At 39.8% G+C, this 15,324-nt stretch carries 21 protein-coding genes and 1 pseudogene; 8 read left to right on the forward strand and 14 right to left on the reverse strand.

Features of this window, described 5'->3' with window-relative positions:
• Nucleotides 1-22: 22 nt before the first annotated feature.
• From sirA to yneA, 5 genes are all read right to left on the reverse strand, one after another.
• Nucleotides 23-469, reverse strand: coding sequence for a sporulation inhibitor of replication protein SirA (sirA, locus tag M1D69_RS11150; protein WP_024121578.1), 447 nt, complete (start codon nucleotides 467-469; stop codon nucleotides 23-25).
• A 153-nt stretch (nucleotides 470-622) separates the two neighbouring features.
• Complete coding sequence (gene tkt / locus M1D69_RS11155; RefSeq protein WP_458106069.1) at nucleotides 623-2,626, reverse strand: transketolase; 2,004 nt, start codon at nucleotides 2,624-2,626, stop codon at nucleotides 623-625.
• A 174-nt stretch (nucleotides 2,627-2,800) separates the two neighbouring features.
• A complete protein-coding gene (locus tag M1D69_RS11160) occupies nucleotides 2,801-3,034 on the reverse strand; it encodes a DUF896 domain-containing protein (protein WP_024121576.1) in 234 nt (77 codons plus the stop codon).
• A gap of 63 nt (nucleotides 3,035-3,097) precedes the next feature.
• Nucleotides 3,098-3,751 carry a YneB family resolvase-like protein gene (locus tag M1D69_RS11165; protein WP_024121575.1) on the reverse strand — a complete coding sequence of 218 codons (654 nt, stop codon included), beginning with the start codon at nucleotides 3,749-3,751 and terminating at the stop codon, nucleotides 3,098-3,100.
• 17 nt (nucleotides 3,752-3,768) lie between these two features.
• On the reverse strand, nucleotides 3,769-4,080 hold the full coding sequence (gene yneA, locus M1D69_RS11170) for a cell division suppressor protein YneA (protein ID WP_059291742.1): 312 nt from the start codon (nucleotides 4,078-4,080) through the stop codon (nucleotides 3,769-3,771).
• A 157-nt stretch (nucleotides 4,081-4,237) separates the two neighbouring features.
• Here yneA and lexA point away from each other — a divergent pair, with 157 nt between their 5' ends.
• Nucleotides 4,238-4,855: a transcriptional repressor LexA gene (gene lexA, locus M1D69_RS11175; RefSeq protein WP_458106068.1), complete on the forward strand. Its 618-nt coding sequence runs from the start codon at nucleotides 4,238-4,240 to the stop codon at nucleotides 4,853-4,855.
• A gap of 392 nt (nucleotides 4,856-5,247) precedes the next feature.
• Here the strand turns inward: lexA and M1D69_RS11180 are convergent, their stop codons facing one another.
• Nucleotides 5,248-5,676 (reverse strand): hypothetical protein, encoded by a 429-nt coding sequence (locus M1D69_RS11180; RefSeq protein WP_458106067.1) that lies wholly within the window; start codon nucleotides 5,674-5,676, stop codon nucleotides 5,248-5,250.
• Nucleotides 5,677-5,757: 81 nt separating this feature from the next.
• Nucleotides 5,758-6,180: a FosM family fosfomycin resistance protein gene (gene fosM / locus M1D69_RS11185; protein WP_458106066.1), complete on the reverse strand. Its 423-nt coding sequence runs from the start codon at nucleotides 6,178-6,180 to the stop codon at nucleotides 5,758-5,760.
• A 196-nt stretch (nucleotides 6,181-6,376) separates the two neighbouring features.
• On the opposite strand from fosM, the gene M1D69_RS11190 reads away from it, so the two are divergent.
• Genes M1D69_RS11190 through M1D69_RS11200 form a run of 3 tightly spaced genes read left to right on the forward strand, consistent with a single transcriptional unit; the run spans nucleotide 6,377 to nucleotide 7,337 of the window.
• The gene (locus M1D69_RS11190) at nucleotides 6,377-6,580 is read left to right on the forward strand and encodes a DUF892 family protein (RefSeq protein ID WP_024121571.1); all 204 of its coding nucleotides are present in this window, start codon (nucleotides 6,377-6,379) and stop codon (nucleotides 6,578-6,580) included.
• Nucleotides 6,577-6,876 carry a spore coat protein gene (locus M1D69_RS11195; protein ID WP_059335692.1) on the forward strand — a complete coding sequence of 100 codons (300 nt, stop codon included), beginning with the start codon at nucleotides 6,577-6,579 and terminating at the stop codon, nucleotides 6,874-6,876. Before M1D69_RS11190 ends, M1D69_RS11195 begins: the two co-directional genes overlap by 4 nt.
• A gap of 8 nt (nucleotides 6,877-6,884) precedes the next feature.
• Nucleotides 6,885-7,337, forward strand: coding sequence for a YndM family protein (locus M1D69_RS11200; protein WP_268497838.1), 453 nt, complete (start codon nucleotides 6,885-6,887; stop codon nucleotides 7,335-7,337).
• A gap of 22 nt (nucleotides 7,338-7,359) precedes the next feature.
• Here the strand turns inward: M1D69_RS11200 and M1D69_RS11205 are convergent, their stop codons facing one another.
• The 6 genes and pseudogenes from M1D69_RS11205 to M1D69_RS11230 form a co-directional block, all read right to left on the reverse strand.
• On the reverse strand, nucleotides 7,360-8,118 hold the full coding sequence (locus M1D69_RS11205; RefSeq protein ID WP_458106065.1) for a poly-gamma-glutamate hydrolase family protein: 759 nt from the start codon (nucleotides 8,116-8,118) through the stop codon (nucleotides 7,360-7,362).
• 240 nt (nucleotides 8,119-8,358) lie between these two features.
• The gene (locus tag M1D69_RS11210; protein WP_458106064.1) at nucleotides 8,359-8,670 is read right to left on the reverse strand and encodes a hypothetical protein; all 312 of its coding nucleotides are present in this window, start codon (nucleotides 8,668-8,670) and stop codon (nucleotides 8,359-8,361) included.
• A 110-nt stretch (nucleotides 8,671-8,780) separates the two neighbouring features.
• Entirely contained in the window at nucleotides 8,781-10,412 is a 1,632-nt protein-coding gene (locus M1D69_RS11215; protein ID WP_458106063.1) for a YndJ family protein, read from the reverse strand.
• On the reverse strand, nucleotides 10,406-11,026 hold the full coding sequence (locus M1D69_RS11220) for a DUF4166 domain-containing protein (protein WP_458106161.1): 621 nt from the start codon (nucleotides 11,024-11,026) through the stop codon (nucleotides 10,406-10,408). The genes M1D69_RS11215 and M1D69_RS11220 overlap by 7 nt, the downstream gene beginning before the upstream one ends.
• A 4-nt stretch (nucleotides 11,027-11,030) precedes the next feature.
• Nucleotides 11,031-11,829, reverse strand: a pseudogene (locus M1D69_RS11225) (hypothetical protein).
• 69 nt (nucleotides 11,830-11,898) lie between these two features.
• Nucleotides 11,899-12,087 (reverse strand): hypothetical protein, encoded by a 189-nt coding sequence (locus tag M1D69_RS11230; protein ID WP_458106062.1) that lies wholly within the window; start codon nucleotides 12,085-12,087, stop codon nucleotides 11,899-11,901.
• Nucleotides 12,088-12,455: 368 nt separating this feature from the next.
• Here M1D69_RS11230 and M1D69_RS11235 point away from each other — a divergent pair, with 368 nt between their 5' ends.
• Nucleotides 12,456-12,890 carry an SRPBCC family protein gene (locus M1D69_RS11235; protein ID WP_458106061.1) on the forward strand — a complete coding sequence of 145 codons (435 nt, stop codon included), beginning with the start codon at nucleotides 12,456-12,458 and terminating at the stop codon, nucleotides 12,888-12,890.
• Nucleotides 12,891-12,981: 91 nt separating this feature from the next.
• On the opposite strand, the gene M1D69_RS11240 is transcribed toward M1D69_RS11235, so the two are convergent.
• Nucleotides 12,982-13,380 carry a hypothetical protein gene (locus tag M1D69_RS11240; protein ID WP_458106060.1) on the reverse strand — a complete coding sequence of 133 codons (399 nt, stop codon included), beginning with the start codon at nucleotides 13,378-13,380 and terminating at the stop codon, nucleotides 12,982-12,984.
• A 262-nt stretch (nucleotides 13,381-13,642) separates the two neighbouring features.
• Between M1D69_RS11240 and M1D69_RS11245 the strand changes: the two genes are divergently transcribed.
• The 3 genes from M1D69_RS11245 (at nucleotide 13,643) to M1D69_RS11255 (ending at nucleotide 15,315) form a co-directional block, all read left to right on the forward strand.
• Nucleotides 13,643-13,831 (forward strand): twin-arginine translocase TatA/TatE family subunit, encoded by a 189-nt coding sequence (locus M1D69_RS11245; RefSeq protein ID WP_044155756.1) that lies wholly within the window; start codon nucleotides 13,643-13,645, stop codon nucleotides 13,829-13,831.
• A 192-nt stretch (nucleotides 13,832-14,023) separates the two neighbouring features.
• Entirely contained in the window at nucleotides 14,024-14,227 is a 204-nt protein-coding gene (cotC, locus tag M1D69_RS11250; RefSeq protein WP_458106059.1) for a spore coat protein CotC, read from the forward strand.
• A 365-nt stretch (nucleotides 14,228-14,592) separates the two neighbouring features.
• Nucleotides 14,593-15,315 carry a YrpD family protein gene (locus tag M1D69_RS11255; RefSeq protein WP_458106058.1) on the forward strand — a complete coding sequence of 241 codons (723 nt, stop codon included), beginning with the start codon at nucleotides 14,593-14,595 and terminating at the stop codon, nucleotides 15,313-15,315.
• The last annotated feature ends 9 nt before the right edge of the window (nucleotides 15,316-15,324 follow it).

Here is a 15,324-nt window from a genome sequence, read left to right on the forward strand (position 1 = left end):
TTACATCTCTTTTTCTTCGGTTTTAGACAAAATTTCTTTCTTTCACCGGATTTAACCACCCATACCGCTTCGTATTGAAATCCATTGCGAGAAAGCAAGGGCTTACTTTGCGAAGAACTTCAAAAAATATCGTTTCCGCCTCGTAATCTCCGTTAGCTACAATTTCAATCATGTGTTCTTTCATCATAAAAGACGCTTGTCCCTTTGCTTTTGGGAGAGATAATCTATAAATATAATCCAGCTGTGTATAGTTTGTATTGTTCAAATTCATTTTTAACCGCTGATGCATATGTAAAATCGGAATGGGTTTTGTGATATATTGAATTTGTTTCTCTGTCATTTCATACTGCTGCCTCGTCAGGCTTGTCCAATGATAGTCTTGAAACAGCTCAAACATAACCGATTCCCGCCCGAAATAATGATTGGCAAATTCCTCTTTGATCAGGTACGTATAGTAGTGACGTTCCATCTTCTCATCCCCTTTTCCAGCAGCATTTCATTTGCATTCTATTATACAAAAGAAGAGAAGAAAGAATTGTCTATTACTGTTAAACAGCCAATACTATTTTTGTCGGATAAACAAGAAAAAGAGGATGATTTGACTCATCCCCTTTGAAAAAACTTATTTATTGATTAATGCTTTGACTCGATCCACAACATTTGCAACTGAGAAGCCGTATTCATTGATAATGGTTTCGCCAGGAGCGGAGGCGCCGAATTTGTCAATACCGAGCACGTCTCCTTCAAGCCCTGTGTATTTGCCCCAGCCAAATGATGAGCCCATTTCAATCGCAAGACGTTTTCTCACATCTGACGGAAGCACGGAGTTTTTGTATTCATCCGATTGTTTCTCAAAACGATCTACTGAAGGCATGCTGACGACAGAAACATCAATATTTTCTTTCGCCAATTCTGCCTGTGCTTCAATTGCCAGGCCAACCTCTGAGCCCGTTGCGATGAGAAGAGCGTCAGGTGTTTCGTTTTTAGACTTAGAAACAACATAAGCACCTTTTTCTACACCAGCCAATGCCTCTTCAGCTGTTTGGTCGATTGTAGGAAGGTTTTGACGTGTCAATACAAGCGCTGTTGGCTGATTTGTGCTCTGCACCGCAAGCTTCCAAGCCGCTGCTGTCTCATTACCGTCTGCAGGACGGATTAAAGAAAGGTTAGGCATTGCGCGTAATGAAGCAAGCTGCTCAACCGGCTCGTGAGTCGGTCCATCTTCACCGACCGCGATACTGTCGTGAGTAAAGACATATGTCACAGGAAGACCCATTAATGCTGCAAGGCGAATGGCCGGACGCAAGTAATCAGAGAAGACAAAGAATGTTCCGCCGAATACACGAAGTCCGCCGTGAAGCGCCATACCATTTAAGGCTGCACCCATAGCAAATTCGCGAACACCAAACCAGAAATTTTTGCCTGAGTAATCAAGCGCTGTATAATCACCGGAATTTTTAATAGTCGTTTTGTTTGACCCTGCTAAGTCTGCAGAACCGCCGACAAAGAACGGAATTTTATTCGCAAGACCGTTCAGAACTTCACCTGAAGAGGCACGGGATGCCAGACTGCTTCCTTTTTCATAAACAGGCACCTCTTGATCCCAGTCTTTCGGAAGTTCTCCTTTGATAGCCAGCTCAAGCTGTTCAGCGAGTTCCGGATAAATTTCTTTATATTTAGCGAATTGGTCATTCCATTCCTGTTCCTTTTTCTCGCCGGATTCTTTTACTGTTTTTGCGAAATGCTCATATACTTCTGACGGGACGTAGAAATCTTTTTCATACGTCCATGCGTAAGCTTCTTTTGTTAATTTACTTTCTTCTTTGCCAAGCGGAGCACCGTGAACACCGGAAGTGCCGGCACGATTAGGCGAACCGAATCCGATTGTCGTTTTCACTTCAATTAATGTAGGTTTCTTATCATTTTGGCGTGCTTTTTCGATAGCCGCTGTTAATTCTTCAATATTGTTTCCATCCTCAACGTAAAGAACTTCCCAATTCATCGCCTCGAAACGCTGTTTCACGTTTTCAGAGAATGAACGATCCAGATCTCCGTCCAATGAGATGTCATTAGAATCGTATAATACGATCAGACGGCCAAGCTGAAGATGGCCTGCAAGTGAAGCGGCTTCAGAAGAAATACCTTCCATTAAATCGCCGTCACCGCAAATGCTGTATGTATAGTGATCGACTACATTGAATGAATCGCGGTTGTAAGTTTCGGCTAAATGGCGTTCTGCGATAGCCATTCCGACCGCCATTGCGATTCCTTGTCCAAGCGGCCCTGTTGTTGCATCAACACCTGCTGTATGTCCGAATTCCGGATGCCCCGGTGTTTTGCTGCCCCACTGGCGGAATCCCTTAAGGTCTTCAATGCTGAGATCATACCCGCTTAAATGAAGCATGCTGTATAAAAGTGCTGATCCGTGTCCCGCAGATAAAACAAAACGATCGCGGTTAAACCACCCAGGGTTTGCCGGATTTACCTTCATAAATTTTGTCCATAGCGTATATGCCATTGGCGCTGCCCCCATAGGCATACCAGGGTGACCAGAGTTTGCTTTTTCAATAGCGTCTATTGATAGTGTGCGAATGGTAGCAACTGATTTCTTTTCAATTGTATCCATAAAAATCCCCTTCCTTATATGTTGTACCCTTTCATCATAAATGTCTGACGACTTTTTCTCAACTGTTTCAGCTTAAATTTGAGAGAAACATGATACATTTTGTCACCTGAAGAAAGCGCTGTTGTTTGTAGTATATACAAAAGAGGAATACGATATTGCCGTATTCCTCTTATATTAGTGAAGTCTGTTATTATTTTTTTCTCTCTTTAACTTTTCAGGTGTTACGTCATTGCCTTCAGGATCAATGATTTTTACACTTTTTAATGTGTTTTTCATAGAAGAACGAAATCCTTTTAGGTACTCTTGACGGAGCTTTTGCTGTTCAGCTTTTTCTTCTTCTGTAATAACGCCAGCTTTAGCTTTTGCGGCAAGTTCATTGATTCTGGCAATTTTTTCGTTTGAAATCATGATAAACTCCTTTATTGCATTTTGTCTATATACTACTAAAACAAGAGGAGTTTTACAACTGATTCACTCGCCTGTCTGCTCATTCTCTATGTATTCCTGAAAACGCCGATGGACTGTCGCCTTTGACACATCATAGCCAAAACCTCTCAACGTAGCCGCGATTTCAGCAAACGTCAGTTTATTCGCCCTCAACCGGACAATCTCCGAGATCGGAACTTCTATTCTTTCTTTTCCGCTATTTTCATGCTGGTTTTTCAGGTTCTTTTGTGGCTTAAAACCATTTTTCACTGCGCGTTTCATTCCGCGTTTAATTTTCATGTTGTGGATTTTCCGCTGGTATTCCTCCACAATGCTGACGATTTCCAGCACCATAGAGTCAGCCTCTGATAACTCCAGCTCACCTCTGTGTGCGGTCGTATATACTTTCACACCTTCCCTGTAAATACAATGAAGAAGTGCAATTTTCGCGTTTCCCCGGCCGAGTCTTGTTTCATCCTGAACTAAAATCACGTCAATATTTGAATTCTTGATATGATCAAGCAAATCAAATACACCATCCCGGTCCATTTCATATCCGCTGGCTTTTTCAGAAATCACTTTGACGACTTCCATGCCGTTCTCGGCAGCAATGGCCGTAAGCTCCTCCTCCTGCCGCTTTAATGAGGTTTCTTGCTGTTCTTTATTTGTGCTTACTCGGGCATAAATGAGTGCTTTCACCTTTCTACCTTTCCTCTCTATTTAACAGTAGCCAGTTCGTATGCAGCCGGGTGTTCCTTTTTTAATGGAATCACCAATTCATCCCCAGGCTGAATCTCAGACGTCTGGAGATTATTTTTTTCAGCTACCCATTCAACAAAATCACTTTTATTTATCTTTTTTGAGTCATCCACCTGATCAGCGAGCGACCAGAGCGTATCCCCAGACTGAACTTTTATTTTAACATATTGATTAAGCTCCTGGTCGCTGCTTGTATATGACAACAGAAGGATAACCACGCTTAGAATCACAGTGAACAGGCCGACAAAAATAATAGATTCTTTATTCATGATAACAACCTCCGACAAGAATGTTTGTTCGCTTTTTTTATAATTTCAGTATATACGAACAAATGTTTCTGTCAATTGTTTTTTTCGAACCTATGTTTGTACTGTCAGGAAAATCATGCTATAATCTATTTAAAATCGACGTTTAGAGGTGCAAAAAATGACGAAGCTATCAAAAAGGCAACTTGATATCCTCCGTTTTATTAAAACAGAGGTTAAATCAAAAGGATATCCGCCTTCGGTTAGAGAGATCGGAGAGGCTGTCGGCCTTGCGTCCAGTTCTACTGTCCACGGCCATTTGGCCCGTTTGGAAACAAAAGGGCTGATTAGACGCGATCCGACAAAACCAAGAGCGATAGAAATTCTGGATGAAGAAGTAGAGATTCCAAAAAGCCAAGTCGTTAATGTTCCGGTAATCGGAAAAGTAACGGCGGGCTCGCCTATTACGGCGGTTGAAAACATTGAAGAATACTTCCCGCTTCCTGATCGTATGGTTCCTCCGGACGAGCATGTGTTTATGCTGGAGATCATGGGTGACAGTATGATTGACGCAGGTATACTTGATAAGGACTATGTTATTGTTAAACAGCAAAACACGGCGAATAACGGTGAAATCGTAGTGGCGATGACAGAAGATGATGAAGCTACGGTAAAACGTTTCTATAAAGAGGATACACACATTCGCTTACAGCCTGAAAATCCAACCATGGCTCCGATCATACTGCAGAATGTCAGCATATTAGGAAAAGTAATTGGTGTGTTCAGAACTGTCCATTAAACTATTGAGCTATCAGTTACAAAGAATAAACCCCCTCTTCCTTTGCGGAGTGGGGGTTTTGTTTTTAAAAAAAGCAGGCTCGCCCTGGCTTAGGTGCGAACCTGAATAGGAGGAAAAAGAACATCATGTTTACACCATAATTATCCATCATTTAATTGTTGAAGTCAAGAAATTTTCTTTCCTTAACGAAACTTTTAAAAAAAAGTGCTGTTTAACAAATTAGACGTTCTCTTCTTATAAATGTTTCGAATTTTGGACGTGAAAAGATGAGTTATACTCTGCTCTTTTATATTGAGCGTGGCAAAAGTAAATATACTGAAAATTTAGTACATAGTTTATTTAGTTAATTTATTCCGCAAAAAAAAGCTCACTTCTTTTCAAAAATGTGAGCTTCAATCAAAATTAAAATATTCTACACCATAGCGGCCTTTTACCTGAACACTTGCACAGTCTTCTGAATGCTCTTCAGCTAATATTCGATACCGGTGATAAGGTTCAATGGAAACCTTATCTTGAGCGCTAAAGTCAAACCAATTACCGGTGAATTGTTTTGTGCTTAACGTAGTATAATCCCCTGCAAGTCCCATTCGCTGAAGCTTAATGTCAACTGAACAAGTGTTCACTCCTAATATCGTAAATTGGTATCCTAAAAAATAATCCATTGCCGATACATCACTAATGTTTTCTACATAAAACGCTTTTGTTCCGTCATTTAGAATAAAGTCGGTTTTATGCTCAAACTGTGAAGTTGCTGCATGAATGGTCCCGGTTCCAAAAACACATAGTAAAACAGCTGTCATGAGCAATATTTTATTTCTCAACTGCAATCCCCCTCCTTCACCATATATTAACCCCAGAAGATAAATATGTATATCCCCTGTTACTCTGTTTCCCGTACTTTTTCAATCGTAAAAATCCATGTGGGTTTTAGCTTGCTTATAATATTGAAGCCTGTCTTGAAGAGTTCCTGTATGGAATTCAAATTTATGGCCGTCAGGATCAGTGAAATAAATTGATTTTCGATCACGTTCATCTCGTTCTCTCCCAGGCAACATAGTAACATGAAGGTTTTTTAATTTTGCGGATATTTCTTCAAACTTGCTTTCCTCAATTGTAAAAGCGATATGGGTATAAGAAGCGTTAATATCATTTCTGGGAATGTCACGCTCTTCGTTGAGAGCCAGCCATATGCCGTTTAAATCAAAATATGCAGTGCTTCTTCCTTTAACAAGCAGTTTAGCATTAAAGACATTTTGATAAAACTCGATTGAAGTCAGTAAATCAGAAACAGAAAATAACAAGTGATTGATCCCTTTGATCTCCACTGCGTCTCCTCCTTAGTATTTAAAAATAGATGATTAAAAACCAGTGAATAATTGATTATTTTAACAGAATCTCACCCCACCCCTTGTGTACGGACATTGAAGCCAGAAAGTTTCAAACGACCAGCAAAAAATACCAGTGTAAACAAAAGCAATATGTTCAAAATAAACCATATTACTTCAGAAGGGAATGACCATTATGAATGGCTACGGCCTTCATGAAACGTTGGAATTGCACGAATTGCTTACGTTTAAGAATCTTTGTTTGACAAAATCTTCAACCATGACGGGACTTGTACAAGATGAAGAATTAAAGAGTATTCTTGAGCAGGATGCTCAAAAAACAAAACAGCAGGTTGCGCGTTTGCAGGAATTGCTGTCAGTGAGAGGTGAACAAGCGTGAATGAGTTCTTTCAAAAATTAGCTGGAATGGGCAGCATGACCGAACAAGTGATCGCAACGGATTTTTTAATATCGGCAAAGACAGGCGTTAGAAATATTGCAGCTGCCATCACAGAATCTTCTTCCCCAGAAGTCAGAGAAACGCTGCAGCAATATTTACATGACGCGATGAATACCCATGAACAAATTTTTCATTATATGGCTGCAAAGGGTTTTTATCATTCTAAAGATTTAACTCAGCAAATAAGTGTCGATCTTGAGGCTGCAGATACCGCTAAAGATTTGCCACAAATATAGGTGATCAAATGAAACATATTATCGCTCTTGCTTCTAAGACAGCTTTAACTCTTGCCCTATTGTATGTGATTTTGGATAGAGTTTACCATGCTTCCTTTTTAAGTGTGCTGTTTATTGCATTTTTCTTAAGCTTTGTAACATACCTTTCCGGTGACATCCTGATCTTGCCGAGAACCAGCAATATGACAGCTTCACTGGCTGACTTCGGACTTTCACTCGTTATTCTTTGGGTCTTTCTTGAAACGCAAACTAGAAACGGTTTCTCACCGTTTGCAGCCGCTCTGATTGCATCTGTCTGCCTTACAGTTTTTGAATATTTTTTTCACCGGTATTTACTGAAAAATGTGCTGGATGAAACATTCCGAAACGAACTGACTGTCAAAGACAACACTTTGCAATATCAAACTGAGGCATCAGATGAATTGTTTCCTGAAGCCAATGATCAGAAGGACGAAAAATAAGGAGGCGCAAAGCCTCCTTATTTTAATAACTGTTTTCTATGAAATGGGTCATCACTTCTGTAAAATCATAAAACCTCTCATTTTGAGTCACGGATCTGCTTTTTAAAGAAAAGATGCCAAACAAAGATTCTCTGAAACCTGTACTCATCTCTAACTGGATGCTCAAACCGGTTTTTGATTTATTCGCTATATTGTTTGGACTTACGCCTGCATGCGGATGATCCGTACCAAGCAATTGAGCCGGAAAACCGGCTTTTTGCAGTTTTGAAACTAATTCTGCCGCTCTTGATCGGTCTGTTCCGCCGATTTGTATCAGTTGGTCCTCTCCTGCATATCCATGCAATGAAATAACATACTCATGACTTGCTACAAGCTTGAGTGCCTGAGGCTCATCAAAATGTGTGCTTGTTATATGCAGTACTGAATTTCCAGACGTCTTCAAACCTTCAAACAAATACATGGAATATTCTTTGCTGAGCTCTCTCGCCAATTCACTTGTGCCGCCTTCAATACCTCCTCCGTGAATAGCTACAACAAGCACAGAGCTGCCGGTTTCTTTTGTGGCAATGTTATAATCTGAAGGATCTTCGTGATTCTTTAATTCCTCGAAGTTCTGATAGATATCCTCTGCATATACAGAAGAAACCGGAACAAACAACAAGAAAATTAACAGCAATTTTACATTTTTTAAAGTTGATGGAAAACGTTTGGCTATGTTACAATCAACATGCTTCAAGGAATGGAGCAAACGGCGGAGCAGGGATACTTTGGCCGGTTTCATCTACTCCGCCTCAAAACCAAAAACACAGGATGCTGGACTCTTTGAGGCTTTAGCACGAATTATATCGTCCTCCTTGTTAAATTTTTGTTAAATTCACAATATTATATACCATTAGCCCGGGCGCTGTTCTTCACATTTATGAATTTATACTCCTTAGCAAAAAAGTAAGATCGCACCGGCTTTATTCTCATTCCCCCATTAAAATAAAAAAATGCACCCGCCTGCTGGCTTGTGCACCTTTTACTTTCTGTTATTCCCGCGTTTCTTTACTTTATTGAGCTTATTAATGTCTTTTTCAATTTTTCTTATTCTCCGCTTTTGCGGCATGGCTTTTATTTCACTGTAAACAGCAATAAACCCGCTTAAAGTAACTGCTGCAATATAAATGAAACGATTTTTGATAAAACGGTCAACAAGATCATGGTCACCTGCTTCTTTTTCAAACCTGTCGATTACATCTTTATCGAACAGCTGATCGACATAAACTTGCTTCATCCCCACTGCAAATCCCGCAGCCAGCCATACAATCAGAAACAAACTGATATAAAACATAAAAACCCTTCCTTCCCCGTCTGTATGAGGCGCAGCATGAAAATGTGCCGAACCGATTGTTTACCGGACGAGAGACTGTCAGATGAACTATTGTCTTTGTTATATATTATTCATTTGGACGGGCAATATGTAATGTCATAATCTACAGTTAGAAATTGAATCCCAAACAGCCACATTTCGTGAACAGCTGTTAACCTGCTTGCACCCGCCGGAGCCTTTATTAGAAAGGTTTCAGATAATGGAAGCGGGCAGGTCCCGATTTTTGTTCTAAGATAAATCCCTTCATCCCCAGCACCGCTTTTTCTCCGCCTGCTGGACAAAATCAGGTTCTCTTTGTGATGATAAGGCTTTAAAATGCCTGTCATGTTACTGAAAGGAAGCGGCAGAGAAATATTCATGTACCCCTCCCCTTTTGAGCGATATACAGAATACAGCGCGGTAAAAATGGTTTCGTTTTTTTCATTTGTTCTGATCCAGGCACGCACCTTTTTTCTTCCGTCTTTTTTTGAATGGACACCTTTTATTGTACTGTACATCCTATACCAGTCAGGATTCGTAGACAGGTGTATTTGTCCGGTTCTTTTGCTGATGTATTCATACATTTTCGCAAAGGGCTGAAACCAAGTGCTCCACGTCACTTTTGCTTTTACCTCATAATCTTTCGTCTGTTCATAAAAAGAAACAATCAACGGTGTCAAATGCTCCGGTGAAAAATCGTTTGAACGAAGGCTTCTCATATCATCCACAAGTCCGCTATATTGAATGTTATTTTCAGCATGAATGTTGTGCAAAAAGTTCTTTCCGATTGTTCTCTTTCCGTATATACGGCTGAAAACCTTGACGCTCGCATCCGAGGGCTGAGGATTTTCTTTTCTCCATCCTGCAAGAGCCGGCAAAATAACACCGAATGCGTTCACGACACCGTGTATCCAAATCATTTGGCTGATGGTCAGCGTGACTTCTTGCCGGAATACACCGAATGAGTAAATAAAAGAGAAACAGATCGTTATCATTAACACTACAGAAGACAGCCGGATAAGCACTTTTCCTGTCTTACTGCGAAAAGCTGTCTTAAATATTAAGTATGAGTTAAAATATAGTGCCGCCATATAGATACCAACCGCCAAGATATCAAGTGTTTTTGAGTATGTTATTCCGAGTGCGATGAGGAGCGGCGACAGTAAAATAATCCATGTCACCCAACCGTACATAATCCGTTTATCTCTATTGACTCTGCCAAGTAAACCATGAAAGATCGGGATCAGAAAAGCAGAATAGTGAAAATGAACAGCTGTGAGCAAAATAATAAGAGGACCGAAGTGCAGGATATGTAAATGCGCAGCATAGGCAAAAAACCAAAATCCCCCTCCTCCTAAATAAACGAGTCCAAATAAAATAGATGTTTCTTCAATTCTATGTATTTTTGTTTTCGAGAGCCGCAACACACCATATAAAGCCAACAAAGCAGTGTATATCCACCAGATCAGTGCAAAATACCCCACGTCTGTCACAAGGGCTAATACCGCGAAAACAGCTGCTGCCGGATAGATGTGCATCAATAATTTTTCCGAAAATTGAATAGTCCTGTGAGCTGATTGATGAAAAACAAAAGGAAAAATTCCCGGCACAAAAAAGAGAATGGAAAACAAGACAAGCGCCTCCGCAACTGATATGTCGGGAGCTTCAGATACAAGAAACCAAATGAAACAAAGCGCACTAATGATGCCGTTTCGTTTTAACATACTTCTCCCTCTGTTTCCTGAAACGTCCCTTTATAAAAGAATAGAGTGCCAAGAATTGCATTTTCCACATGAACTTGAATAGTGAAACAGTTGTTGCTTTCATCAAAAGTTTCGCAAACAGTGGAATTACCGCTCAGCCATTTTGGCAAAGGAATTCTTTTTCCGCATATTAATAGCCATTGCTTCCCTGATGTAATGTGGAGAGACCCGTCAGAGAATGCTTCAAAAGTTAAAACGGACAGCAGAATATGAGGTTGGCCGAAAAAATCAAGTATTCGTTTTTCATTTTCGTCGTATACCATAACTGCATCAAAGAAACGCTTTTTATCTTTAAAGACAAAAGTCCGATTCCATTCAATCCCCGTATGTTCCTGCTTCGTAAGACATGTTCTGTTTTTAATTGTAAAAGGGATGTCCTTTCCTCTTTCTGAAAAGAAACATCTAAAAAACACTCCGCACTTCAGCAGCATTCTGACAAAAAAAGACCCTCCGCTTATTTCTGACATCGTTCCTCTTCCGCTGAATGGATGTGACCTGTCTAATTGATAACGTTTCTGCAGCTTGGGATGTAATAGATGATAATTTATAATTGTTTTTTTATACATTGAACTCACCATTTCACTTCTTTCTTTTTCGTTTCGTATGCCGAGCACTTGGAAGCCGGAGACTGATCAAGCCGCTTGCCGCAGTAGCCACACTTAACAGTAAAGAACATATTCCGGCATCCAGAAAAGCGCAGACAGCAAGGATACAGGTCTGCACAGCATGAAGTGTCCATTTTCTCTTTAATGGACTCAGCCATAAAATGCCCAATCCTAACTTCACTGCTCCTGCCATATTGTTCGTTTCAAAATCTGTAAACCCGTGGCAAAACCAAAACAGACTAAAAAACAAGCACGTCAGCATATAGACAAACGCATAACGGAACGATTGTTTGGGATGTATTTTGTTCAATCCAAAGTCTCAATGAATCAAAACTCCATGCTGTTGCCCAGCCCAACAGCGGCCGAAATAATAAACGGTCAATCCATCTTCCCAGAAAGCCATATGCCGTTTCATATTGATACTGCGTCATAAATGTAAGCTTCCCGTTATCATGCTGTATGTATTTCCAATACCCGCTGCCTTTTTTAATCAGGGATAACGGATGGTTGGAGGAAAAGGCCAGGGAGGATACTCTTTGAGAGGAATGCAATTTCGTTCCCACGGTTTCACCAGCACCTGACACCTTTAATCCAAAGCCAATTCTTGTCTCGTAAAGAAACCTCTGCGCTTCATTTACGCTTCTATGTAAATATGTAATGTCAGAAAACCGCAGATCCCATTCCTGATGTAGCGATGGGTTTTGCGTATATTCCCAAAGCTTGTCCAGGTCAGATATCATCTCGATTTCGACATAAATCGGCTTCTGTTTCACAGTCCCTCCCCCCTTCATTTTCTAGCAGTTCCTATATTAGCATATTTATAGTATTAAAATATATTAACGTTAAAATTTGAGTTCAAAGCCTTCTACATCTTCTGAAACCTCCACAGGTATCCCCATAATGGTTTTAGGTTTGGAAACGTAAACAAAACGCATCTCTTCTTTTAACTGCTGAAGTGTGCTTTCATTAACTACAATTTTTGCTGGCTTTACCGGACTATTATCAATGGCCGCTTTTATTTTACCGAGCACGCAGAACCCTCCTTCTTTACATTCGCATCACGATAGAAAAAGCAGAGATATCAGCATAATTACATTAACTACAGCCAAAATGCCTGAGACATATGCTATGCTCTTTTCTTTTCTCCAGAAAAACAGCACATTGGCCAATAACACAAAACTGATCAGTGCACAAATACCCGAAATGCTAATTGATTAAAAAGAAATCTTTGTTCCTAAAAGCCCATTACAGCCAGACAAACCATCAAGATGGTGAAATTTATAGAATAGAACACTTGCCGACAACAGATTCAGCATAATTCATGCTCACTCTGGACATGATTTCATTAGCTGATATAAAATTTGCTTGAAAGTATATATTGGATAAAGAGGAGCAATATATGGATAAATATCAAGAAAAAACATTACCGGACATTACAAAACATATAACATTAGAGGTGCCTATTCAAAAAGTTTGGGAGACAGTCTCAACTTCAGAAGGCATAGCCAAGTGGTTTATGCCGAATGATTTTCAGCTGAAGGAAGGATATAAATTTCATTTACAATCACCATTTGGACCATCACCTTGCAAAGTTTTGACGGTTCATGCTCCCGGAGAGCTTTCTTTTGAATGGGATACTGATGGATGGATTGTTACATTTCAATTAACAGACGTAGGGAACAAAACAGAATTCACTCTCATCCACAGTGGTTGGAAGAAGCCGGACGAAATGATCGGTAAGGCAAACGAGAAAAGCTCAGTCATTCGGGATAAGATGGATGGAGGCTGGACAGGCATTGTGAATGAACGCCTTCGCAAGGCTGTTCAAGAGTAAGGTATTTCATTGCTATACAGTATAAAAAGAGAGAGCTCCCCTCTCTCTTTTATTCATGGTAAAGTTATATTCACTGAACTGTATCTCCGAATCAATCGTAAAACGTAACTGCTTTTGATTTACCAGAGTAATCAGTAACAAAGAACTCTGCCTTGTTATTGCTTCCATCTACAAATTTCCCGATACTGCTAAAGGTATGACATTCTCCGGGTGAAAAATAATTAGAACCCACATATTCATCAGGGTTGTCGCCAGCATCATCCTCATATAGATGCAGCGATACGGAGAAAGGTGTACTTCCTGAAAGACAAACTCTAAAATCACCTCCGCTCGAGTATACTGTCGGACTTGAATAAGTATAGGTGTAAGTCCCAAGCTTATCCCACTCTCCGGCTCCAGCAGTTCCCGCTTTTTCTGCATGTGCAGATAATGGAAAAGCCACAGCGAACATGAAAACAGACAGGTACCCTATTAGCTTATTGCATCTCATAATTAATATCTCCCCCTTATTTTAATCATAGCAACTTACAGTTATATATATCACCTCCCTTTAAATAAAATTGCAGGTATGTGTATAGCATTGGAAGCTTCATACGTTTTATCATCAGCATTTTTTCCTGAAGAAATCACATCACTCTCCCTTTGCATGTGTTATACAAAATATTCAAAACAGACGTATTCTCATTTGAACCGCCATCTTTTATAATTTGTTAATAAGGGTTTGTACTTCAAACAAGAGGAGGAGAAGCATCATGGAATTAAGCGTCACAAAAATGTTAGTTATTTTATTTGTAGGTTTCCTAGTGTTTGGTCCTGATAAGCTGCCTGCGCTTGGCCGGTCTGCCGGAAAAGCCTTATCAGAATTTAAAAAAGCGACAAGCGGATTGACTCAAGACATAAGAAGTAGTGGTTCAGAAAACAAAGAAGACAAGCAAATGTAAGGTTAAATGATTTGGCCGATGCACATCGGCTTTTTATATTGTTGTTTCTGCATGATCCCTCAGTTTTCCTCTGATTTTTACTCAACTTCTTTTTTTGGACAGCCCTTTTTTACTTTTGCACTTTAAACTGTCCAATCCGCAAACTCTAACTTCCATATAATAAAGCGTATGATCATAAAAGGAGGGGTATTTATGGGTTATTACAAAAAATATAAAGAAGAGTATTGTACGGTTAAGAAAACGTATTACAAGAAGTATTACGACTATGATAAAAAACATTATGATCACCATGACAAAAAAGATTACTACTGTGATTTTGACAAAAAACATTATGATCACGACAAAAAAGACTATGACTACATTGTAGAGTATAAAAAGCGTAAGAAACACTGCTAATACTCCATTTAATCTCCTCAATTTTGCTTCCCCGGTCAATGGCCGGGGGTTTTTTTTGCAGAAAAAACTATGTAACTTCAATGTCTAAACGAATCATAGGTCTAATTTGTTAAAAAAGGATAAAGCTTTTTTACCTTTGGTGAGTGTCGTACAATTATTATTTGCTCCTGAATGCCGATTTTTTAATAAAAATTGAACATTTGGTACATAGTTTAATTTGTTTATTTTTAGATCTATGGTATCAATATATAAACATAACCCATTCATAAACATGAGATTTTAAGGATTTTGTCGATTTATCTTAATAAAAGCCGTTCCAAAATAAGGTATAATAATTGGCGAAACCACTTTTAAAAGGGGGAATTTTGTTGAAAAAAGCATTAATTGCAGGTGCAGTAGGAACAGCTATTCTTTTCGGGACCATTTCTTCAGGAGTTCCAGGTCTTCCAGGAGCAGACACTCAAGTGGCAAAAGCGGCTTCCCAGCTGCCTAAGGGAATCGGCGGACGCGCCTACATAAACAGCACAGGCGCTGTATTCACGGCTAAAATTAAGCTTCCCGACACTGTGAACATCCAAGACTCTGTCTCTACCCCTTATATTTATTCAGGCTTTAGCGCAAAAAACGGAACAGAGGCAGATATCGGCCTTCAGTACAGCAAACAATACAACGTCTGGAAACCGCTCATGAAAGTCGGTTCTAAAAATGATGAAACGTATATCGAAGGAAAAGAGAAATTCACTTACAATAAAGGCTTTCGTCCCGGAAGCACAGTGCAAATGACGATCTACAAAAACTTGAACGGGAATACTCGCATGACCCTCTGGGGAACGAACAATGACGGCTATACCGGGCGTATTATCATGGAAATTCAAGGAACAAACATCGGCACTCTGTCGAAATGGAAAACACTTGCCACCGCTGCGGTTTCAGCTGAAAGCCAACGCTCTGCCATTAAAGTAACTTTTTCAACAACTTTTAACAACATCACAATCGACAATAAAGCAGTGACACCTGCCGTAGATACACAGGATTTTGCAAAAGTCCTCCCTTCTGGAAATAATGTCACGATTTCTGTTAATAAATAAGGAATGCTG

The organism is Bacillus sp. PK3-037 (assembly GCF_054161355.1).